Raw genomic sequence first — 21,468 nt, forward strand, 5'->3', positions numbered from 1 at the left:
CCGTACAACTTATTGGTACAAGCTGAAGTTAACTTGAGGTCAAGCATTCATTCCGTGGATCGATGCCGACCAGACTCACGTATCGAGGCGCACCTTCGCCTTGTCGGCCAGCGGGCTGATCGCATGCGTCCGGATGGCGAACCGTATTCTCGATCTCGGTGTGCCCATGCAGGATCTGAACCGCCCGGAGGTTGCCTGTTGCATTATAAGAAGCGGATCGAAACCGGAAGTTCGACGCGAATTCAACGGAGAGCTCGCCGGCTGTTCACGCTGCTCTACGCGCTCAGTCCTAACACAAGCCGCCAGAGAACTGGCCTTCCAGAAGCGACGCAGGTCAAGGGAACGTCGCCTCGCCGGGCATCTTTGCAACTGCGACGATCACTCTGGCACGCCGGAGATGCCCAGCGCCTCGACATAACGCTCGGCGAACACCTCGTCCAGCCACGGGTTGATCTGTCTCTGCAGGGTGAGCGTGTAGGTCGGGAACGCCTTCATAAGACGCCGCGCCGCCGCCTGCGCCTCGTCCAGCCGGTTGAGTTTGACCAGCGCCATGATCACCACCCGGTGCGAAGAGCCGTAGTTCGGCATCTCGTGCAGCGCGCGTTCTCCCCATGCCAGCGCTTCCTCGTAGTGCTCGAGCATCAGGTAGCTCATCCCGATGCCGGAGAGCGCGATGCCCTTCTCGGGGTCGATCGGGCTCAGCCGCATTGCCCTGTGAAAGTGCTCGATGGCGACGAGCGGGCGGCTGGAATGTGCGTTCACCCAGCCGCTGCCCGTATGGCCCTGCGCCGAATTGGGGTTGAGCAGCAGGGATCGCTCGATCGTGCGCAACGCCATCTCGTAGTCCTTCGCGCTGTAGGCGATCACCTGCGCGGCGAAGCGCAGGCTCGTGGGATCGTCGCGCGCTTCCGCCAGTACCTCTCGCGCCATGCGCGCGGCGACTCTGATATCGTCGGGCTCGTGCCAGCACTGGCTCACGGATAGGCTGCGGATATAGGCGCCGAGTGCCTTCGCCAAGTTGAAGCCAGGGTCGATGCTGAGCGCCTCGTTGGTGAGCCGGCGCACGTCAGCAAAGCCTTCGCGCGTCATGCTGTAGAAGCGCGGCAGCGCGCGAAGGTAGAGGTCGTAGGCGCTGATGTACTCGGTCGGTTTCATGCGCGCCTGCTTGATCTCCTGCAGCCGGATGCTCGGTTCGACCGCACCGACGACGCTCTCGGTCACCTTGTCCTGCAGGTCGAAGATGTCGCTCACATCGCCCTCGAAGCGGTCAGTCCAGACATGGTGCCCACTGATAGCGTCCACCAGCTGCCCGCTGATACGCACCCGCGATCCTGCTCTGCGGATGCTGCCTTCTAGCACGTAGCGGACGCCCAGCTCGCGCCCGACCTGGCGCAGGTCTACCGCCCGGCCCTTGTAGGTGAAGGACGAGTTGCGGGCGATCACGAAGAAGGAGTTCACCCGACTCAATCCCGTGATGATGTCCTCCACCAGCCCGTCGGCGAAGTATTCCTGGTCGGGGTCGCCGCTCATGTTGGTGAAAGGCAGGACCGCGATCGAGGGTTTCTCGGGCAAGGGAGGCGATGCAGCCACCGAGGCGCTGGCGTCGGACTCGACGCGGTAGGCGCGCACGGGCCGCTCGATGTTCTTGAGGCGCAGGTTGCCGAGTGGCCTGAAGCCGCAATCGAGCTTGCCCTGAAGGTGGTCGTACGCGGTGCCGGAGACGACCACGGTGCCGGGATCGGCGATGCTTTCGAGTCGGGCGGCGATGTTGACCCCGTCACCGTAGAGGTCGCCGTCCTCCTCGCAGACCACGTCGCCGAGATTGACACCGATGCGCAAGCGAATCCGCTCTTCCTCGGGCATCTCCGCCTCATGTTCTGCCAGGGCCTGCTGAATCGCCATTGCCGAGGTCACCGCGTTAACGACGCTCGCGAACTCGCACAGCATGCCGTCGCCGGTGAGCTTGACGATCCGACCCTGGTGCACAGAGACCAGCTGTTCGAGGAGGTCCTTGCGGTACATCTTCAGCCGCTCGAGCGTGCCGCGCTCGTCGCGCTCCGTCAGGCGCGAATAGCCGACCACGTCGCAAGCCATGATCGCTGCGAGGTGGCGCTGCGTGGTCACTGCACCGCTCAGCCAAGCGCCTGCACGCGGGCCGCCCCGCGTCCATGTCCTGCCAACTTCCAGACGCCCCATGCGCATGGTATCTATCTCTCCCAGTCGCCGCCGTCGCCGATATAGAACGCAGAACGCAGCTCGACCTTGCCTTCACGAGGTTTCGCTAACCCTCTTGCGAGGCGTGGAGCGTTCCAGTCGCCGCGCCCACGCAGCCTCTGGAGACGCTGACACGTCACTCCCAGAAGGCCGGAGATATTTCTTGCCCTGTGTAACCGGTTGACGCCACCGTGGCGGTGCTTTTGTCACGGCGATGTAACAGCGAGATGGCCGGCGAGCGCGCGCATCGGGCATTACACCAGACGTTTGCGCTTAGAGGTGCTGAGGTCGGCAGGTAGTGCGGGCGCGACCTTCAGCATGGTCAGCTGCGATGTCTGCTTTTGGGCGAAAGCAAAATCCGCCTCTGCGGCCGATATTGAAGCGCAAAACTGCCATTCACTTCGTGATAGATGTAGGCCGGCTTCAATTCAGAACCGACCTCGGCCAAAGGCTACCTTTGAGCCAAGATGGCCTTAGTTGCATGTGATTGGGCAAACACGCCGACATCCTCAGTCGGCTATTGTCAAGCCGCTCGGGCTTCATGTCTTCGCCGCTCACCATTTTGTCACGGCGGAGAAATCGAGCTTGCCTGAGCCGAGGATAGTCACTTTTGCAACGACGCCCACCTCGGCCGGTACCCTCAGGTCCATGGCGCCATGGGGCCTTGGCGAAGACCAGGAATTCGGCACGCGTGGCGCTGACGGCCTCGGTGACGAGGATCAAAGCAGTCGAATTCGGCATTCCGGCACGCATACGTATTGGTGGTCAGGCTCGCTGGCGGACGCCCTGTTCCGCCTCTGGTTGGCGCGAGCTAGCCTTTCGAGCCGGCTGGGGCGATTGCGCCTGGAACAATATCCGTGTTCTGAGCCACCTTGATTCGCCATCCCGACTGCCCTTCTTGGACAATCAGAAGCAATATGCCTTTCCTAACCCCGGCCGGGGAGCCGTCCGGAGCAAATGCTCCCGTTAGCGTCCAAGTGTAATGAACAGAAGCAAGCCCCGGAGCCAATTCCACAACCGACGAGATATCGCCTTCTAATCGGCTATCCCGAAACATGGTGTCATGGGTGGCTCGGTGCGCCGCTTCGATCTCGGATCGGTTCTTCCACCAAACACCTACGACGTTAGCGAAATTAGTATCGGAAGCGAACAGAGACGCAAACTCATCCATGTCATGCCGGTTCCAAGCGTTCGCAAAAGCGGTAGCGACATGCTCGGGCTTATCAGACGTCACGCTCATGACCCACGTCTCCTGCGTACCTCCGCTAAGCATATAGGAGCCCGGACCGGATGCGACACGGCAAAGGTCAAATTTCAAATTGACGCACTAGCGGCAGCGGAGGAATTGCGACATCCAATGTGGGATCCTGTTACGATCCCCTATGGCCATCCGAATAGTATCCTGGCTCTTCTTTCCGCCTTCGCCTACGGATTCGCAAAACTCGTTGAACGTTATGGCGGCGTTGGCGATGAGCCTTCTCCATGTGAAGAAGGCTCAACCTTTGATTGCCCAGACCGCAATGCGCCGCCACCTTAAACCTGAGCCTAAGCATTCGAGCGCGCTTGGAATAGGAAGTCGCGTTCGCGCCAATCAAGCGGAAGACCAAAGTCTGCACGGCAGAAGAGCGAATTGATGGCTATCATCGTGACATGATAGCGTTGCCGCACCTTGCCCGAGGACGGTGTCTTCGCGCCATTCCATGCACATGCCATGCGTCGCAGTTGCGCCACAAATGCTCAGGGCGCCAGTCCGGCCTTCCCCCAAGTGACAATCCTGGCGTCAGGCGCCGCAGGCTGATGGATGTTGTTTGGTCGGTCATCTTTGATGAAACCGTACCGGATGCAGACGCCGAAGGGGGGCGGAAGCCGACTAAGAGCCCGCCAATTTCGTCTAAGTTCATGTCCGCCGTTTGCAAGTAAAAATGCGAAAAGACACTACGATGCAAGGACTTAGCTTGCGTTCTTGAGCCTTCGACCTTTCTCTAGCACGCGGCAGTAGTCCGGAGCAGTGGGTCTGAGTGCCCCTATTCTGCTCCTAGTTTTTGACGTTCGGAGACGACTAGATGGCCAAAATCAAGCTAACCAAATCTGCGGTTGACGCCGCCGCCCCGCAGGACCGCGATTACGCATCCGGCAGGGTGAAGACGGTGCAGGGCGCGGCGATGCCGCGCAGCACGTGTTCGCCCAGCGGCACCAGCGGTGTGGTGATCTCGGCGGCGAGCGCGCCCGAGATCAGCACCGAGCGGCCGAGCGGCCGGCATAGCCCCTCCAGCCGGCTGACCAGGTTGACCGCGGGGCCGATGGCGGTGAAATCCAGCCGGTCGACCGCGCCGATATTGCCCCACAGCATCTCGCCGAGATGCAGCGCCGCGCCGAACGGCAGCCGGGGCAGGCCCTGCGCCTGCCGCCCCGCATCGAGATGGGCCATGCCGGCGCGGGCGGCGACGACGGCGCGCAGCGCCGCCTCGCAGGCATCGGCCGGCGCAGCGGTGACCGGGAAAATCGCCAGCATGCCGTCGCCGATGAATTTCAGCACTTCGCCCCCAAAGGCGTGCACCGCGCCGGCGACGCGGTCGAACCAGGCGTCGAGCGCGGCGATCACCGTCGTGGGCTCGGTTGACTCGGACAGGGCGGTAAAGCCGCGCAGGTCGGCATAGAGCAGCGCGGCGCGAATGGTTTCTCCGGTGCCGCGGCGCAGGGACCCGCCTTGCACCCGGGCGGCACTGCGCCGGCCGAGATAAGCCTCGAGCAGCGCTGTCAGCGCCGCCCGCGCCGCAAGTGCGGCAAGGGGCGCCGCGGCGAAGCGCGCGGCCTGGCGCAGCCGGGCAGCCTCGGCGGGGCCGAACGGCCGGGTTCCAGCCCAGCCCAGCACCGGACTATCCGGCGCCCGGCCAACCGGGCCCTCCTGCACCGGGCCGAGCTCCGCCAGCCAGTCGCGCCCGGCCTGGCCGAGCGGACCGCCGGCGAAGCTCAGCGCCTCGATCACCGCCCCTGTCTCCGCCCGCCAAAGCCAGGTGCGGCGGGTGATAATGGGATGCGGAACCGCGAGCGTCAGCGCGCCGCCGGCCAGCGGCAGGCCGTCAGCCAGAAGTCGGCCGCCGAGCTCGGCCAGAAACCGATCGGGGGCGGCCGAGGCGCCGGCCTCGTCCACCAGCCAGGCGAGAGGCGCGGGCAGATCCATGGCGCGATTATGCGGCCACCGCACCCGGCCTGTCATCCGCGCCGTGACGATGCGCAGCCGGCCCGCCGATCTATCCTCCCCCCGCCCCCGGCGCTGGTACGGTCCGATCCTCGATGGCGCCGGGTTCGACCCGCCCTGCGAGCCGGCGTCCGCCGTCAAATTGCAACGGGCTCACGGGCGGCGATATCGCGCGCGGAAGGCCGTCACCCCCTGCCCGTGTGGCCGTATTTGGGATCCGGGCCGGGATCACGCCCGGCTGCAACCTCGCCCAGCCTGCCGAGGTAATGAGCCCAGCCCTCCGCATGGCCGGCGCATTGCTCGGCATTGGGCAGGCCGGTGTGGGTCAGGCGCAGCAGCGTTCCGTCCGGCTGCTCGATCAGATCGATCTCAACCAGGCTCGATCCCGGCGGCACCTCATCGCTCTCTTCCCAGCCGAAGCTGTATGCCAGACGGTGCACCGGCACCACCTCCCGGAAGGTGCCGCGAGCGACGCGAGCCCCGGTAACATTGACGAGATAGAGCCCGCCGGACTGCGGCTCGAGCTGCGCCTCCGTTCCCATCCAGCGCAGGATCTTCTCCGGATCGGTCAGGAGGGCAAACAGCGCAGCGGGGGGCGCCGGGATGTGTGTCTCGCGGCGGACGACGAGGGCCTCTTGCATCGGCTTCCTCCATAGTTGCGACAGTTGGAGCAATTGTAAACCAGTTGGCTGCTCGTGCGATAGAATAGGATCGGACATCTACTCTGGAGTGACAAGTGTGGCGAGATTCCGATGGGCACTCGCCGATCACAGCCGCGGCGCATGCGCTCCGCTTCGGGAGCGTTCGAAGCGTTGGGTGCCGCATCCGATATCCCGAGGATCGATTCTCAGAGATCAGTTGCATCACCGGAGATTGGTTTCGGGCTGACGCCACGCGAGCTGCACGTGCTGCGGCTGGTGGCGACCGGCAGGTCGAATAAGGTGATCGCTCATGAGCTCTGCCTCAGCGGAAAGACCATCGACCGGCACCTCTGCAAATTCGCAGAACCTAAGCGCCAAAACTGGCGCGGTGCTCCTACGCGTAGCTGATTCCCGTCAGTGACCGGGGTTTCGGCGCGGAAACAGGCAAGCTGCGGCAGCTTCATGCCCCGTCGTCGCCCTCACGCCACCAGACGCGGAGCAGTTCGTGCAGTCGCGGCGACATCGTGGAGTGGCGGTCCTTGCGGCCCTTGCCCTCCTGGACGCGGCCGAAGTTGATCGGCCGCAACACCAATGCGCCCAGTATGATGATCGGCCAGCGGGCCGCGGACATGATAGTCCATCAAGAAGTGCTGCAGTGACGCCCGTCGATCCCGGGCTCCTACGCAACATCCATTTCGGGACCATCTCTCTATTATTCTGCAGGCGGACGCGTGCCGGTTGCCAAAGGACGTGTTGAGCGCGCCATCAGACACTCCAGGACCGGCTTGTGAAGGCACTGCGCCTGCGCGTCATCAGCACGATCAAAGGAGACCAATGCTTATGCACCTGAGTTCATGGCGGACTTCAACGCTCGCTTTGGCAAGGACGATCCTGCCGGTGGCTTCGGCGAAGCGCCGGGCCGGTGATCTGAACATTCCCCTTTGCGGCGATATCTTCGGCATTCCACGAAACGAACGACGGGAGTTGGATATGAGAACGGAAATGTTGCTCGACGCAAAGGTCTCGCCAAGTCGGCCACAGGGCGAGTGTTCAGGTTCTGAGCAGCAGGCTTGAACTTCTGTACGACAACGAACTCAGCCTGATCATTCTCCCAATTGACTGCCGAAAATGACCGCCTTCTTACAACTAACCGCCAAGCCACATTTGGCATTTGCAACTCGCGCTGGGGTGTCGACCGCTTCTCTCACGCTCCCCCCATATAGATTTCCATGATCTGCCGGTCGTCGCGCACGTCCCGACGCGTCCCCTCGAAGCGCTTTTCGCCGGCCGCCAGGATGTAAAGCTTGTCCGCAATCGGCATCGCCTCGCGGATGTTCTGCTCCACCATCACGATGCCAATGCCGTGCGCGGTGAGGGTGGTAATGCGTTCGAGCGTCTCGATGACCATGGCCGGCGACAATCCGGCGGAAGGCTCGTCCAGCAGAATGAAGCGCGGTTCCGAAACCAGTGCCCGCGCCAGCGCAAGCATTGCCTGCTCGCCGCCCGAAAGCGAACCGGCCGCGGTACGCCGCCGCCGTGCTAAAGAGGGATATTGCTCGATCAGCGCCTCGATGCGCTGCTCGACTATCCGCCGGTCTGCGATGGCGTAGCCACCCATGCGCAAATTCTCCATCACTGTCAGGCGCGGAAACACACCGCCGCCCTGCGGCATCAACACCAGACCCTGGCGCACCACTTCATGGACGGCAAGGTTGGAGAGTGTTGATTCACCCAGGCGCGCCGTACCGCTCCACACCGGCAGCGCGCCGACAATGGCCTTGAGCAGGGTCGACTTGCCACTGCCGTTCGGCCCGAAGATGCAGGTAATCTTGCCAGCTTCCGCGCTCAGCGAGACGCTATGGACGATCTCCTGCTTGCCGTAGCCGGTGACGATGTTGTCGGCGGTGAGCGTGCTGCTCATTGTGGCCGCCCCAGATAGGTCTGCATAACTTCCGAATTGCGAACGATGTCGTTGAAAGGCCCGGTGGCCACGACACGGCCTGCATCCATGACAATGATGCGGTCGCACACGTTCCGCACCATTTCCATGTCGTGCTCGATGACCAGGACGGTGGTGCCGCGCTCGCGCAGCCGCGCGATGGCCTCCACGATGATCTTGCGGATGCTGGGATGCACGCCCGCTGTCACCTCGTCGAGCAGAATGAGCGAGGCCTGGCGCATCACAACGCGCCCGAACTCCAGCAGTTTCTGCTGGCCGCCCGAAAGATCGGATGCGCGGTTGTCTGCGACATGCTCCAGCTTGAGCAGCGCCAGCGTATCGGCCGCCCGTTCGCGCGCGCCCTGCCAGTGGCCCTCGGCCGCAGCCGCCAGCAGGTTTTCGGTGACGCTCATATTGTCGAACATGGCCGGAATCTGGAAGGTGCGAGCAAGCCCCAGCCGCGCGATCGCGTGAGCCTTTCGGCCGCCGATTTCGTGACCGTCGAAGCGGATCTGGCCACGATCCGGCGTCACCGTGCCCGATATCAGGTTGAACAGAGTCGACTTGCCAGACCCGTTAGGTCCGATCAGGCCGGCGATCTCGCGCCGACCGACGTCCAGGGAGACACCGTTGACGGCCTTGATGCCGCCGAAATGGCAGTGGAGTTCGCGCACGACGAGAATAGGTTCGCCGGTGCCAGCCGTTTTGCCCTCGGCGGCGCTCAACTGGGCCGTCCCGGGCCGCCGCCGACAAGATTGCCGACCGCCTTGTCCAGCACGGCGCCAGACTTGGCCACGCGCCTCGAAAACATGCCGACGATGCCGTTCGGCAGAAACAGCACCACCAGCACGATGGCCGCGCCCAATATGGCGATATAGAAGGCGGTGTCACCCCAATACATCCAGATGATGCGGTTTACGACAAAGAGCGCCACACCGCCCAATGCCGGCCCCCACAGGCTGCCCAGCCCGCCCAGCAGCACCATCACCACCATCTGATCGGTGATGTCGCCGCCGAAGACGCTTTTCGGATTGATGAACGTGACCCAGTAGGCGAAGATCGCGCCGAATACCGAGGCGGTGACGGCACTGAGCACGAAGGTCTGCAGCTTGACCAGCGAAGTATTGATACCGATAGCCTCGGCCGCCGGCTCATGATCGCGCAGTGCCTTGACCTTCAGCCCGAAACGCGAGCGCTCGAACAGCGCCCACGTAATGAGATAGGTGAGCGCAGCCGCGCCGAACATGGCGAAGTAGAAGAAGCGCTCGTCAAGAAAGGGCGGCAGCCCAATACCGCCGATGCCGCCGGTGAAGTCCATCACCGAGGCGAACTGTATGAGCACCTCGGCGAAGGCCCAGGTGGCTATGGCGAAATAGGCTCCGCGCAGGCGCAGCGTCGGCGCGCCGATGATGATGGCAAACAGCGCCGTCACCACGATACCGGCCGGGAGGGTGGCGAAGAAGGGCCAGGCGAGCCTGTCGCCCATCAGCAGCGCCGTAACATAGGCGCCGAGCCCGAAGAAGGCCGAATGGCCGAAATTGATGTAGCCGGCATAGCCGCCGAGCATGTTCCAGGAGCAGGCCAGCCCCGCCCACATCAGCGCGCCGGTGGCAATGCGCAGCCAGTAGTTGTTGACCAGCATCGGCAGCAGCGCCAGCACAACGATTACGGCGATCAGCAGGAGGAGGACGGCCCAGCGTGGCTTCATGTCCCGCCTCACAAGCCGTGCCGCAGGATCCCGCGCGGAGACACGAGAAGGACGAGGAATAGGGTGCCAAAGATCGCCAGCAGCGAATAGCTCGACCCGACATAGGTCGCGACGAAGGCTTCGATGACGCCGAGCAGCAGCGCGGCGACGAGGGCACCGCCGACGGAGCCCAAGCCGGCAAGCACAGCCACGAAAAATGCGAATAGAGTATAGCGCAGGCCGACTTCCGGGTTCACTGAAAAGATTGCACCCATTAGTACGCCGGCCATGGCAGTGATGCCTGCGTAGAGCCCGTAAACAGTGGCGCTGAGGCGGCGGATGTTGACGCCCATCAGTGCGGCGTTCTGCCGGTTTTCAGCCGTCGCTCTGATCGCCAACCCATAGCGGGTGCGGTAGAGGAACAGGAACAGTCCGCCGGCGATGGCGATCGCGAAGACCGCCGCGGCCACGCGGATCAGTGGCACCGTCACGGGGCCGACGGCGAGGCTCTCTCCGCTCAACACGGTCGGCACGCTGTGGGTATTGAAGCCCCACGCGGTCAGCATGCCGCCGCGCAGTAGCGTGAACAGGCCGAAGGTCAACGCCAGCGCCATCAATTCCGGCCGCGCCGTGCGGCTGTTGCGGACATTGTAGAGGATCGGCCCAATCAGATAGCCGATGGCGCCGAACAGCATGAAGGCCACGGGGATCGCCAGGAATCCGTCGACACCAAGTCCGGCACCCATATAGTAGCCGAGATAGCCGCCCAGCACGACCCAGCCGCCCACCGCGAAATCGATGACATGCAGCACGCCGAAAGCGAGCTGGAAACCGATCGTAAAAGTGGCGATGACGCCGCCGATCAGAAGGCCGTTCAGCAAGGTCTGTAGGAATAGATCCAACGCGGGAACCGTCCGTCAGCCAACGAAAGAGCGGAGTGCCGCGGCAAAGCGGCCGTACACACGATAGCATGGTCCGTCATTTTCCGAGCACGCGCAACCACCGTCATTGCGCCGGGCAAGGGTGATGGCGACGAGGCCGCCCCCACCCTGTCCAGAACCGGCTATTTCCAAGCTGGCAGCGGGTAGGTGAGGTCCGCTGCCGCGGCCTCTTTCGGCCCCACCGCTACGGTCTTGCCACCCTGAATCTGGATCAGCACCGGCACCGGCTGGACGTTGTCGTGGTAGTGGTTGCCTTCCTTCTCGAACTTGATCGGTCCGTAGAAGGTCTGGATGTCGGTCGCGGCTATCGCGTCCTTAAGAGCAACCCTGTCTTCAGGCGTGAGCCCCGGCTTCTTGCCAAGCCGCTTGACGGCATCGCCGAAAACGAGACCGCTGGCCGCGCAGGCCGCTTCGGTATAGTCGGGCTCGTGCCCGGACTTCTTTTGCGCCATCTCGGCAAACTCCTTTGCGGTGCCGAAGAGGTCGTCCTTATATGAAACTGACGGCAGCCACACGGAGACGCCGCAGGTGCCGTCGGCGTCCGCGGCGAGCGCCTGGGCGAAGGCCGGGTCGGTGACGCCATAGTGCATTATCAGCGCCTTGGGCCGGAAGTTCAGCGACTTGGAGGTCTTGACGACATTGATCAGCGGCTCCTCATGGCCGCCGACGGCGACGATATCGGGATTGAGCGCTGCGATCTTAGAGATGACGGGGGTAAGGTCGCCAGAGGCCGGCACCAATTCGTAGGCGACGACTTCCAATCCGGCCTCCTTGGCCCCGTCGCGAAAACCTTCGCCGGTTTCCTTCGAGAAGGGTTCGTTGACGCCGATCACAGCAATCGTCTTGGCCATGGGGTTAGACAGTTTCGCCAGCACGGCCAGCGATTTACCCGCAGTGGTGTCCACGGCCGGGATGATGCCGAAGTTGAATTCCGGCTTGGCCTTCCAGACGTTTGGGGATTCCGCGGAGCCGGAAATCATCGGCACCTGGTACTTCTGGCAAATCGGCTGCACGGCGATAGTCGAGCCGCTGGTGTAAGGGCCGAATAGCACGTCGACCTCATTCTGGACGATCAGGCGCTCGGCGGCATCGGCGCCGGTCGCGGGGTTGCTTTGGTCGTCACCGTAGAACATGTCGACCTTGAAACGCTCGCCGGCGACTTCAACCCCGCCCTTGGCGTTGACGGCCTCCGCCCATAGGTCGTAACCGCGTTTGGTCAGGTTGCCGCCGAGGATGTTCTCGCCCGACAGCGAGGTGATAACGCCGGCCTTGAATGTCGTCACCTGCGCGCATGCCGCTCGCACAAACGGGCCCAACGGGCCGGCTGCGAAGGCGCCGGCGCTGACGCCGAGGAACCGACGGCGCGAAAAACGTTTGCTGTTCGTGAACATCACTCAACTCCCTTCATCCGTTATCAGATTGGAAACCGACGATATCTCCTGTTTATACCACTGTATGCCTTTTGTGCGGACAGAGAAGATATGCCTGGGTCAACAGGCAATGCGTAAGGCGGCTTCGGGTCATCAACGCGTAGAGGCGCCGCAGGCTGTGGATGCTCAATGCCTCGTCGTGCACCAGCTTCGTCGACGTATGCCTTTTGGGCGCCATTGGCGCCGCGAGCAGTTGTAGACGCGGCTCCTATTCTGCACCTAGACAAGTTTGCGAGGCATCAAGGAACGAAGGTCTAGTCATTAAGGCGTTGATTTTTCTGTTGATTTATGTTCCTCGCGACGCTCCGTCGCATGGTAGACAAACCACTTTTTGAGAGGCAAGGCGCGAGATAGCCCTCGGATCATGGTCGCGGAGGGGTGGGATTCGCCGATCATGGCCTCGTCGCCAAGATGACGCCTTCGGCAGCCTTTTGATTTCTTTAAAACGGTCGCCGCAGTTTCGAAGATGGAGCCCCACGGAACCAAATCTGTCCGCTCGCGTCCGGGTTGGCTGGGCAAAGCCGGCCCGGCGCCCGAAGGCAGGCCCAAGCGGACAAGCGTGGCAACAATGCTTTCATTCCAAATTGGGTTACTCGGGCCGTTCTGCCACAAAGAGAGTATCGGAGAGAAGCCCAAGCCGGTCGCGATCCGCGGCGGGTATACGATCTGAATTTATTCGGGTGACCGTAAAGCCGGCGTCCTCGATACGCTCCTTGATATCCGGTCCGTAGGCTCGCACGTGATCCGATCCACCAAAGCGCTCGTCGCGCTCGCTCAGTGACATAGATGGCGTCGCTTCGATCGTTTGGCGATAAATAAGCGGCACCTGGATCCAGACCTGCCCTCGGGGCTTAAGAGATGACCAAAGTTGCCGAAACACATGCCGATCATCAGGTACGTGTTCCATGACATGACTTAAGACGACGATATCGAGATCGCTGGTGCGACGCATGTCCATCAGGTCAATTTTCACGGTATCGGGCCCGTACCGTCCCGGCTCGAAATCGGCTTTGATTAGATTACCCGCTTGAGAGAGTCTCTTTGAAAGACCCTTCTCGCTCGGCGCAATCTGGAGAATTTCAAGCTGCCCCGCCGGCAACTTGATAAGCCTACGGTCTAGAGCACAAATCAAAAACCGCTCACGATCCACGGCATGACAAAGCGGGCAGATAAGAGTGTACGCTCCGAAACGGTAAAAAGCCGCTACATTGCGATCGCAGGCATTGCAGTGATGAGCCTTGCTCGTCGGGAGGTGCGTCAGGGCAAAGGCTCTGAGCCAATCTCGGTACGAATGAAGTTTGCGTGTGACCCGCCGTACTGTGATACGATCACCATAGCTGCGAAAAAGAGAAAGAAGTCGGCTCTCTCGAACATTGTTCTTCCTTGATGGTTTCAGCATGTCGCCTCTAAGGTTTTTTCACCCAGGGGACGATAATTAGCGCCAGCTGATATGAAGTCGAGTCTGCGGAGCAGCAGGTGCTCCCGATCGGTCGCTGGCGATGGAGGGCGTGGGAGCCAGGCCCTCGCGCTAACGCTGGCACGGCGGCCAGCGGGACACGCGCTGGCGGGGCTGCTAGTCCTAGTTATCCTATTCGACAACCCAGCCTTTGAAGAGAAAATTCGATCATCGTCATTGCTGCGCCTTGTCCGGGCTTCTCGACAATGGCCCGCATCGTCAAATTCGCCGGCCACTCGCTGCGCGCTGGCCTCGCCTCGTCGGCCGAGGTCGACGAACTCGATGTGCAAAAACAGCTCGGCCATAACTCCTCGGAGATGACCCGCCACTATCAGCGCCGCAGAGATCGCATCCGCATCAACCTGACCAGGGCTTCCGACCTCTAACGAGGCAAAAACCCCCTCCTCTGCCGTTATTCCGCCGCTCAGGTTCGCGCGAACGGCCTCACCCTGAGCGCCAAAAGACTGGTTTTCGGCCATTCGGGCAGCCCCGGAACCTCCGGGCCTGTTTCATCGCCAGGACAGCTGGTCTTTCGGCAGCCGACCGCTCGGATCGAACACGTTCACTTTGTACGGAAGATCGGGACCCCATTCCCATAGCACCAGATTGCGGTCTTCCGTCTCCGCGCCCGGAGCAAAACTCGGCACCAGAATTCCAGCGATGCCTTCAGGCCGCGGCCGGTCATAGATGGACCAGGATGCAGGTCGCTCTCCGTTGCTGAGAGCCGTGGCCCAGGCGCTCCCCATGTCCGCAACCGTGACAGAAGATTCTCCCCTCCCCTGCTCGGTTGTCAGATCAGTGATGTCCTCGCAGTCCACCTCATAAGAGCACAGCACGCAGGGGTCGATGCGATGCGCGAAGCCCTGGTTGGCTTCCTTGACAGCCGTCATGACGGTCAGCGCCAGATATAGCGCGGGCACACCTTTGGGATTGAATCGAGCGCCCCTGATCGCCGCTCCATCACCGGAACTCGGCTTGAATGCCCAACGTGGATCATGCGCCCTGTAGCAGGTTCCGACAAACCTCAAGCAAAGCCACCCAGGGCCATGTGATCGAGGTAGTCGCGAATAGCAGCGGCCTTGCCGTCCTTCACGAGGGCTTCGGCGGTGCGTCCACCGAATGCCGGCAGCGGCTGGGCTCGGTACCAGGCCATGGCCTGTTCCTTGCCTCCCGCCCAATCCGTCACGCGGCTGATGATTTCGAGCATCTCGCGCAGACGCCCCTGCGTCTTTGCCGTGCGGCTGCGCTCCAGCCGATAGAGGGTTTCGCGGGCAAGCCCGGCCGTCTGAGCCAACTGACCCTTGGACATTCCAAAGCTGTCGGCCACCTGGTCAACGGCAATTTTCCCGGCACGGTCCATATAGGACAAAACCAGGGGTTCATTCTGCATGGATTTCTTGAGGGCTTGCCCCATGGAGTTCCTTGTCATATTAGCAGCCGTATTTACTGTGCAAAACATATGGCGCTTTTCGACTGGTTTCAAGCCCCCAAGCGCATGGCGTTGTTTGGCGGCTTCTGGACGCGTGCCCCGGGCGACAGCACCCGCCAGATCTCGTTCAGCGGGCATGTCACCTTCGTCGTCCAGGGAATTCGTTTTTGCAAGGACGGCACACTCGGCAAATTGCACGAAACGCTGACGTTGTCTTTCAAAGACGAAGGCAAGCGGAGGGAGGAGGTTGGTGGCCGATCAAAAGTTTGAGCGATATCCTCGTGATGTGTGCGATTGGCGCCGCGAGCAGTTGGTTCGGTGTCTCGCGACACTCCGGCGCATGGTAGACAAACCCCGATTAGGAAACGAACGTCCGTCCCGACGGAGGGACTGCGCGATTCAGATGTCCGGATCGTCGAGAATGCGAGAGATCGTGCTGCGCCCCAGCGCACTCATGGCGGGGTTGGTGCGATGGTAATACCAGACGAGACCCATTGCCTGCTGGAATGCCCAAGCAACACCACGCTTCCACCAAAGATCTTCAACCTGAAGGGCGCACCGAAAGGTCGCTCTTCGCTCGCGGTCTAGAAGATGCCACGCGACTACCAAATCTAGCGACGGGTCGGCTGGTCCGAAACTGCCGCCATCAAGCACTCCGACAAGACGCCCGCCCGCACGAGAAGGTTTGCTGGGATAAGGTCCCTATGAGTCATCACGACAGGCCCAGCGGATGGCAACGCCCGGAAGCGAGTCCACAAATCGCGCAGTCGAGCCACATCAAGAAGGCCCTCGCTGTTTTCAAAGCAAACACTCATCCAATCGTCATGATCGGAGAGATGTCCACCACGTCCTTGCCCGTCGAAGCGTCGGCCCCGTGTGTCCGCTTGGCGCAACGATGCCACGAGGTGTACAAGGTCTAGGGCGAACGTCGTCGATCCACTTAGCCCGTGCGGCGTGGCAACCTCGCCTTCGATCCAAGTTTGTAACGCCCATGGCATTGGGTAGTGAGGACCTGGCTCGCCGAGCCCAATCGTTTGAGGCGTCGGAAATAAGCAATGTTCCCCAATCTCGACCATGGCAGCGGCCTCTGACCGAAGCATATTGGCGCATTCGGTCGGATTCATCGCCCTCAGTGGGAACCGCGCCGTGCTCTTCGAGCCAATGCGGAAGATGACATTGACGGTTCCCGACGATCTAACTGAGGTGATGTCTTCATGACGATACTGGGGAAACTGGTCGCGGATCATCTGGCGGGCGATATCGATGTCGATATCCACCTGGTCGTCATGCATCATGAGTTCTCGTCCTGCCGAGCTCGAATATGCGCAGCACCCGAGGCATTCCACACTCTTGTCCTACCTCCACCGATGCCATCAAAATCTTCCTTGCGGCGCTTCGCTTGGCATAGATGCCGACGCCCAGAAATTTTCGCCACGATACCTCAGCCCGCCGATCGCGGTCTATGAGCATCAAGCAGAGGTCCCCCTATTCCCAGGGAGTAAACCGTGGCGACGCGCAGATCGCCGGCGGCCTCGGCAGCATGATGGATGCGTCGATGTCGGGCCACGTCGGCAATGTCGACAATCGCGAGCGCGATGGTGAGTGTCTTTGCTTCAGCACGCCGCGAATGACCGGACGGTAGATCCCAGATCAGGAACCGATTGATAGGGTTCTTGTGCTCCGGGACGCTAAGCAGAGCTTGCAAATGATGGTGTCCCGGGCGTGACGATCAGGCTTGCCGGTAAAACAGCGCCCGTCCGGTCGGAATTAGCTGAAGAAGATAATCGAAGTCGCTGATGTTCGCTGTGAGTACCGTGAACCCTAGCTTCTGCGCCTGCAGGAACAAGACACAATCCTGAAGCGCGCGGAGGCGAGCATCTTTCTGGTAGCCCTGAAGGCGGCACATGATGCCGGACAGCAGCGCAGCTTTTCCAAGCACGTCCGTATCCGGTGCGAAGACACGATGCGGGTGCATGACGCGAATGGTAGCGCCAATCTGTTTGATTGCAGTCTTTGTACCGGGATGCTTGGGGTCCAGCACGCCGACGGTGTGCATGAGTTTCTGGATGGCAACCGTCGAATGATTACTCAGTCTGAGATCGAGCAGATCGGCGACAACATCCGGGGCGTGGCTCTGCAAACCATCAATGTAGACACAGGTATCGAGCATCAGCTCTTGCCCCGCCTCGGCAGTATCACCGAGGAACGGAAGGTCGTCGTCCTTGCGGCGAGACAGCCTTTCCTGAGGATCGAATCGTGCCCAGCGGACAGAACTGGCAAAATCAAAGTCAGTCAACTCAGAACCCGAGCTTAAGCGTCGGATCGATGGTGCCTCTCGTCTTTCTGAACGTCTGTCCGAAATTGTCGTCGAGGGCGACATTGGCGAGGGCGAATTCGATCAAGTCGGTGTCAGTCTTGATCCCGGTCTGCTTCTTGGCTTTTTCGATCAGCGCCGGACTGATACGACCACCGATCCGCGTGCTCTTCTCACCCAGCAGACCAGAACGTTCCGCCGCCTTCATGACGGCCTCAACACGGATTCTGCTGACCGCGACAGACTTGCCGGTCTTTGTTGCCCGATCAGTCTTCGGAAGTGGCTCGCCGGCCTTCCTCGTCATTTCGATATCGGCCATACCGGCGCGCTTCTGAATGGCAAATCTCCCTTGCCGTTCCGCGCCACCACCCGTGTGTTTCTTCCTCGCTGCCTTCGCCATGACGCAGCCTCCAATGTCTGACATTTCACGATTTCGTCCAACATAACATGATTGAGACAATTTTCAAGGAGCCACCGAAATGCGGCGACGGCTGGCGGTCTCGGAAGCCCGGCAGGGCGAACGCCTGGATGCGATGCTTCTCGCCGACGCCGTGCGGCGCGCCTATGCGAGCGCGGCCACAGTCGGTTCCTCAGCGAGCGCGCCGCTGCCCTCTATGAGGGAAACGGCTTCGTGCGGCTGCCGGACTCCCTCCGGCTGGTCCTACCGATGCACGCAATCCAGCAACTGGTGGAGCCATGATCGACGCAGCACCTACATCGCCTAACGTCAGGCGCTCTGTCGCTCGGGCGGCCAAAGCCGGGCGACAATGCCGCAAAATCGCGTCACCGCATCCCTTGTTGCGCCGCTTCGCCAAAACAGAACCGAAAAATGGGCGACTTTTGTGTGCACCGAGCGTGCACGTCGCCCTCTAAACACTGGGTTCCTGTCCTGTTGCCAACCCATCACTGGATACCTCAGAGCACGCTGGATGATCCAAACGCTAATTCCGCAGCGTCATGGTCGGCCTTCAAAGCCCTTGGCCGGGAAGTTGGTACGCATAGTCGGAATCAAGCAACACCCTTCCGAACTGGATTTTGAAGCCGCGGATAAGCGGCTATGATGAGCGTGCCGAATGCAAGTAAGGTCGAGGAGGCCTCGAACAATCGGCATTAGAGGAGATTACGTCGATGACGAACGTTCGCGCCCTTGTCCTTGAACGCCAGCACGAACTCAAGCTGCGCGACATCGACTTGCCGCAGACGGTTGGCCCGGGCGAAGTGCGCATCAAGATCCATACGGTGGGCATCTGCGGTTCCGACGTGCATTACTACACGCATGGCCGCATCGGCCCGTTCGTGGTCGAGGCGCCGATGGTCTTGGGTCACGAAGCCGCTGGCACCGTCGTCGAAACAGGCGAAGGCGTCGAGCATCTGAAGGTCGGCGACCGCGTCTGTATGGAGCCGGGCATCCCCGACCCGAATTCGCGAGCGAGCCGGCTCGGCCTCTACAACATCGACCCGGCTGTCAGATTCTGGGCAACGCCGCCGATCCACGGCGTGTTGACACCCTATGTCGTTCACCCCGCCAACTACACTTTTAAACTGCCCGATAATGTCAGCTTCGCCGAAGGCGCCATGGTGGAGCCTTTCGCTGTCGGGTTGCAGGCGGCTGCCAAAGCAAAGATCGCGCCGGGCGACACGGCGGTGGTGATTGGCGCAGGGCCGATCGGCACGATGGTGGCGATCGCTGCGCTCGCCGGCGGCTGTGCCCGCGCCATTGTTGCAGATCTCGCCCAACCCAAGCTCGACATCGCCGGCGGCTATCAAGGTGTGATCCCGGTCAACATCCGCGACAAGAGCCTGGCGGCGGAGGTAAAGCGCCTGACCGACGGCTGGGGCGCCGACGTCGTCTTCGAATGCTCGGGCTCGTCCAAGGCATGGGAGACCCTGCTCGATCTGCCGCGGCCCGGTGGCGCGGCGGTGGTGGTCGGCCTGCCCGTGGCGCCTGTGGCGCTCGACATTGCCACGGCCTCGACCAAGGAAGTCCGTATCGAGACCGTTTTCCGCTATGCCCACCAATATGAGCGGGCAATCGCGCTGATGGGGTCGGGCCGGGTCGACCTGAAGCCACTCATTTCGGCGACCTTCCCCTTCGAAGATTCCATCACCGCCTTCGACCGCGCAGTGGAAGCCCGGCCGGCGGACGTAAAGCTTCAGATCCGATTGCCGGATTAAGGGGACGCTGTTTTCTACAGCTCGCCGACTAGGAAGCGATCCATAACGGCAGCCATGACAGCCGCGGCTGGTTCGCCAACCCATATGTCTCGTATCATCTCGTATGGTCCGGCGAACCCTAGGATAAAACCCAGAAACGACTTCGTCGCACCTTGCGCTCCTCCAGGCCCCGGGGCAGGAGTTCGAATCTGTTCGGGCGCGCCACCTTCTCGGCCACCATCCTCCGGTCCATCGCCCGCGCGGTCATTTGGTCCCGATGCCAATATTGACGGGGTTTCTCAGAATGGCCGAAGCGTCATCGCCGGCCCGTTCGCGCACCATGCGATCGAGCGTCTGGCGAATGACCGCGCGCTCGCCTTCGCTCAACGCGAGGCTGCCAAGCACTTCCTCGACAATCGGATTGCTCCATACGATCCAATCCCATAGCTCAGCACCTGACTTGAACGCCGTGCTCTCGGTGATCATCTCGACATTGACGCCGTTCAGTCCAGCCTTTGCCAGTTCGCGGGCAAGCCGCTCCGGATCGCTGAGCTGAAACGGCAGTGGCGGCGGATCCATTGGCGGACCATTAAACTCCGGGCGTACCGATTGAACGGCCCCAACCAAGAAAGTGAGGAAGTCAATTCGATGCGGGTCGCCATAGGCAATGACCAGCACCCGCCCTCCAGGTTTGACAACCCGCGTCATCTCCCGAATGCCCATCGGCATGTCGGGAAAGAGCATGACCCCAAACTGAGATCCCGCCACGTCGAAGCTGTCGTCGACAGAGGCAAGCGCATGCCCGTCCATCACGCGGGCGTCAATTTCCAGGCTTTCGCGGCTGGCGCGCTCTCGCAGCAGGCGGAGCATGACGGGCGACTGGTCGACGGCGACTACCTCGGCACCGATCCGAGCTGCCGGGATACTGAGCGCGCCGCTGCCGGATGCAATGTCAAGAAGGCACATACCTGGGCGGAGCCCTGCCCTGGCCAGACTCTCATTGCCAAGCCACATCTGTGTTTCGGTATTCGTCCGATCGTAACCCGAGGCAATTCGGTCCCAAGCCTCACGTGTGTCCGGCAGCGCCTGAGGAGTCGCGGATCCGGCTGCGGCAAGCGCAGCCCGCAGCACCTTTACAAATTCGGCAGGCTGCTCGATCGGCGGATCATCGGCGGCGCCGTCGATAATGTGGAGCGGCCACCCATATCGGACGCTCGCCGCTTCCGCTACAGGCAATGGGGTGGCAAGATCGTGCCGCCCCCAGATCAGGAAGGTCGGGATTCTGATGCGCGCTAGTTCCTCTGATGGGATTGCGGGAAATCCGAACTGCTCCATCAGACCTTGCTGGGTCGGCTTCAACTCCGGCGCCTGCGCGCGATCGAGATTGTAGGCTCGCAGCCGCTCCCAGTTCTCGCCCATATGATCACGCAGCGTGTCGAGGTCGAAGGCGCATTGCTGCCAGAGGCGGTCATGGCTTTCCGGACTTGGCTCCGTGACGAACGCGGCGAGGGCCGCACCGAATTCAGGCGCCGGCTGAAACGGCGCAAGGCCGAGCGCGTCCGACAGCACCAAGCAGCGGAGCTGGCTACCGTGCTTGGCGGCAAAGCGAGCAGCAATTGCGGCGCCGAGAATTTGGCCGACAAGAATGGGCGGTGTTGGGCAGGTGCGTTCGATGAGTTCGCCAAGCCACGCGAGAACACGATCGGGATGAATCGGACCCTCGACGGTCCCCGACGTGCCGTGGCCCGGCAGATCGGGCGCGATTACGTGATGCGTTCTCACAAGCTCCGGAAGAATTCTCAGCCACTTTGCTGCATGTTCTCCTGGGCCATGCAACAGCACGATCGGTGATCCCGCGCCCCCGTCCAGTAGCACGGTCGAGATGCCGGCCAATTCGAGCCGCCGTTCGGCGCTCGACAGCCCGGTGAGCAGGCGCTTGCGCGCAGCTTCTCCGGATATGCGGTTCGATTCAATTGCCGCCGGGGTGGCGGTGTAGTCTTCAACGTGAGTCATCATGGCCTCCCTCATGTTGATAGGGCGATTTCGTCTTGCACATGCCGCCTG

At 61.7% G+C, this 21,468-nt stretch carries 22 protein-coding genes and 3 pseudogenes; 7 read left to right on the forward strand and 18 right to left on the reverse strand.

The features are described from left to right. Nucleotides 1–28: 28 nt before the first annotated feature. The 5 genes and pseudogenes from NKH89_RS35895 to NKH89_RS30955 all read right to left on the reverse strand — a co-directional run. Nucleotides 29–217 (reverse strand): annotated as a pseudogene (locus tag NKH89_RS35895) (hypothetical protein); the annotation flags it as partial. Nucleotides 218–378: 161 nt separating this feature from the next. Next, nucleotides 379–2,124: an adenylate/guanylate cyclase domain-containing protein gene (locus NKH89_RS30940; protein WP_352911046.1), complete on the reverse strand. Its 1,746-nt coding sequence runs from the start codon at nt 2,122–2,124 to the stop codon at nt 379–381. A 901-nt stretch (nt 2,125–3,025) separates the two neighbouring features. Continuing rightward, complete coding sequence (locus tag NKH89_RS30945) at nt 3,026–3,454, reverse strand: SgcJ/EcaC family oxidoreductase (RefSeq protein WP_352911048.1); 429 nt, start codon at nt 3,452–3,454, stop codon at nt 3,026–3,028. Between the two features lie 882 nt (nt 3,455–4,336). Further along, nucleotides 4,337–5,395 carry an adenylate/guanylate cyclase domain-containing protein gene (locus tag NKH89_RS30950; RefSeq protein ID WP_352911051.1) on the reverse strand — a complete coding sequence of 353 codons (1,059 nt, stop codon included), beginning with the start codon at nt 5,393–5,395 and terminating at the stop codon, nt 4,337–4,339. A gap of 203 nt (nt 5,396–5,598) precedes the next feature. After that, nucleotides 5,599–6,054 (reverse strand): SRPBCC family protein, encoded by a 456-nt coding sequence (locus tag NKH89_RS30955; RefSeq protein WP_352590985.1) that lies wholly within the window; start codon nt 6,052–6,054, stop codon nt 5,599–5,601. Between the two features lie 141 nt (nt 6,055–6,195). Between NKH89_RS30955 and NKH89_RS30960 the strand changes: the two genes are divergently transcribed. After that, on the forward strand, nt 6,196–6,462 hold the full coding sequence (locus NKH89_RS30960) for a response regulator transcription factor (RefSeq protein ID WP_352885442.1): 267 nt from the start codon (nt 6,196–6,198) through the stop codon (nt 6,460–6,462). 52 nt (nt 6,463–6,514) lie between these two features. Here the strand turns inward: NKH89_RS30960 and NKH89_RS30965 are convergent, their stop codons facing one another. Further along, complete coding sequence (locus NKH89_RS30965) at nt 6,515–6,685, reverse strand: hypothetical protein (protein ID WP_023723176.1); 171 nt, start codon at nt 6,683–6,685, stop codon at nt 6,515–6,517. A gap of 103 nt (nt 6,686–6,788) precedes the next feature. Here NKH89_RS30965 and NKH89_RS35900 point away from each other — a divergent pair. Together NKH89_RS35900 and NKH89_RS30970 are read left to right on the forward strand one after the other, a co-directional pair. Further along, nucleotides 6,789–6,938 (forward strand): annotated as a pseudogene (locus NKH89_RS35900) (ISNCY family transposase); the annotation flags it as partial. Next, complete coding sequence (locus NKH89_RS30970) at nt 6,889–7,128, forward strand: hypothetical protein (protein WP_198030586.1); 240 nt, start codon at nt 6,889–6,891, stop codon at nt 7,126–7,128. The pseudogene NKH89_RS35900 and the gene NKH89_RS30970, both read left to right, overlap by 50 nt. Nucleotides 7,129–7,258: 130 nt before the next feature. Here the strand turns inward: NKH89_RS30970 and NKH89_RS30975 are convergent, their stop codons facing one another. From NKH89_RS30975 to NKH89_RS31000, 6 genes are all read right to left on the reverse strand, one after another. Then, a complete protein-coding gene (locus NKH89_RS30975) occupies nt 7,259–7,975 on the reverse strand; it encodes an ABC transporter ATP-binding protein (RefSeq protein WP_352911055.1) in 717 nt (238 codons plus the stop codon). Continuing rightward, nucleotides 7,972–8,718 (reverse strand): ABC transporter ATP-binding protein, encoded by a 747-nt coding sequence (locus tag NKH89_RS30980; RefSeq protein WP_352885444.1) that lies wholly within the window; start codon nt 8,716–8,718, stop codon nt 7,972–7,974. Before NKH89_RS30980 ends, NKH89_RS30975 begins: the two co-directional genes overlap by 4 nt. Then, the gene (locus tag NKH89_RS30985; protein ID WP_352496557.1) at nt 8,715–9,701 is read right to left on the reverse strand and encodes a branched-chain amino acid ABC transporter permease; all 987 of its coding nucleotides are present in this window, start codon (nt 9,699–9,701) and stop codon (nt 8,715–8,717) included. Before NKH89_RS30985 ends, NKH89_RS30980 begins: the two co-directional genes overlap by 4 nt. Before the next feature lie 8 nt (nt 9,702–9,709). Next, nucleotides 9,710–10,582 carry a branched-chain amino acid ABC transporter permease gene (locus NKH89_RS30990; protein ID WP_352496556.1) on the reverse strand — a complete coding sequence of 291 codons (873 nt, stop codon included), beginning with the start codon at nt 10,580–10,582 and terminating at the stop codon, nt 9,710–9,712. A gap of 161 nt (nt 10,583–10,743) precedes the next feature. Next, nucleotides 10,744–12,012, reverse strand: coding sequence for an amino acid ABC transporter substrate-binding protein (locus tag NKH89_RS30995; protein ID WP_023723181.1), 1,269 nt, complete (start codon nt 12,010–12,012; stop codon nt 10,744–10,746). A 628-nt stretch (nt 12,013–12,640) separates the two neighbouring features. After that, entirely contained in the window at nt 12,641–13,450 is an 810-nt protein-coding gene (locus tag NKH89_RS31000) for a class I SAM-dependent methyltransferase (RefSeq protein ID WP_352911058.1), read from the reverse strand. Between the two features lie 269 nt (nt 13,451–13,719). On the opposite strand from NKH89_RS31000, the pseudogene NKH89_RS31005 reads away from it, so the two are divergent. Next, a pseudogene (locus tag NKH89_RS31005) lies at nt 13,720–13,893 on the forward strand (integrase); the annotation flags it as partial. 123 nt (nt 13,894–14,016) lie between these two features. On the opposite strand, the gene NKH89_RS31010 reads toward NKH89_RS31005, so the two are convergent. Beyond that, nucleotides 14,017–14,535 (reverse strand): RES family NAD+ phosphorylase, encoded by a 519-nt coding sequence (locus tag NKH89_RS31010; RefSeq protein ID WP_352911061.1) that lies wholly within the window; start codon nt 14,533–14,535, stop codon nt 14,017–14,019. Further along, on the reverse strand, nt 14,532–14,921 hold the full coding sequence (locus NKH89_RS31015; RefSeq protein ID WP_031195508.1) for an antitoxin Xre/MbcA/ParS toxin-binding domain-containing protein: 390 nt from the start codon (nt 14,919–14,921) through the stop codon (nt 14,532–14,534). Before NKH89_RS31015 ends, NKH89_RS31010 begins: the two co-directional genes overlap by 4 nt. A gap of 45 nt (nt 14,922–14,966) precedes the next feature. Between NKH89_RS31015 and NKH89_RS31020 the strand changes: the two genes are divergently transcribed. Further along, entirely contained in the window at nt 14,967–15,206 is a 240-nt protein-coding gene (locus tag NKH89_RS31020) for a hypothetical protein (RefSeq protein ID WP_352911063.1), read from the forward strand. Between the two features lie 341 nt (nt 15,207–15,547). Here NKH89_RS31020 and NKH89_RS31025 read toward each other — a convergent pair whose 3' ends face one another. Further along, the gene (locus tag NKH89_RS31025) at nt 15,548–16,231 is read right to left on the reverse strand and encodes a phosphotransferase (RefSeq protein WP_352911066.1); all 684 of its coding nucleotides are present in this window, start codon (nt 16,229–16,231) and stop codon (nt 15,548–15,550) included. Nucleotides 16,232–16,398: 167 nt separating this feature from the next. Between NKH89_RS31025 and NKH89_RS31030 the strand changes: the two genes are divergently transcribed. Beyond that, on the forward strand, nt 16,399–16,578 hold the full coding sequence (locus NKH89_RS31030; RefSeq protein ID WP_023723152.1) for a hypothetical protein: 180 nt from the start codon (nt 16,399–16,401) through the stop codon (nt 16,576–16,578). Between the two features lie 87 nt (nt 16,579–16,665). Here NKH89_RS31030 and NKH89_RS31035 read toward each other — a convergent pair whose 3' ends face one another. Beyond that, nucleotides 16,666–17,232 (reverse strand): type II toxin-antitoxin system VapC family toxin, encoded by a 567-nt coding sequence (locus NKH89_RS31035; RefSeq protein WP_023723151.1) that lies wholly within the window; start codon nt 17,230–17,232, stop codon nt 16,666–16,668. Nucleotide 17,233: 1 nt separating this feature from the next. After that, on the reverse strand, nt 17,234–17,650 hold the full coding sequence (locus NKH89_RS31040) for a hypothetical protein (RefSeq protein WP_352911069.1): 417 nt from the start codon (nt 17,648–17,650) through the stop codon (nt 17,234–17,236). Nucleotides 17,651–18,378: 728 nt separating this feature from the next. Here NKH89_RS31040 and NKH89_RS31045 point away from each other — a divergent pair. Continuing rightward, entirely contained in the window at nt 18,379–19,425 is a 1,047-nt protein-coding gene (locus NKH89_RS31045) for an NAD(P)-dependent alcohol dehydrogenase (RefSeq protein ID WP_023723149.1), read from the forward strand. Between the two features lie 243 nt (nt 19,426–19,668). Here the strand turns inward: NKH89_RS31045 and NKH89_RS31050 are convergent, their stop codons facing one another. Beyond that, entirely contained in the window at nt 19,669–21,432 is a 1,764-nt protein-coding gene (locus tag NKH89_RS31050) for an alpha/beta fold hydrolase (RefSeq protein ID WP_352911071.1), read from the reverse strand. Nucleotides 21,433–21,468 lie beyond the last annotated feature (36 nt).

Origin of the sequence: Mesorhizobium sp. M0923 (assembly GCF_040319365.1) — a bacterium.
GTDB lineage: Bacteria > Pseudomonadota > Alphaproteobacteria > Rhizobiales > Rhizobiaceae > Mesorhizobium.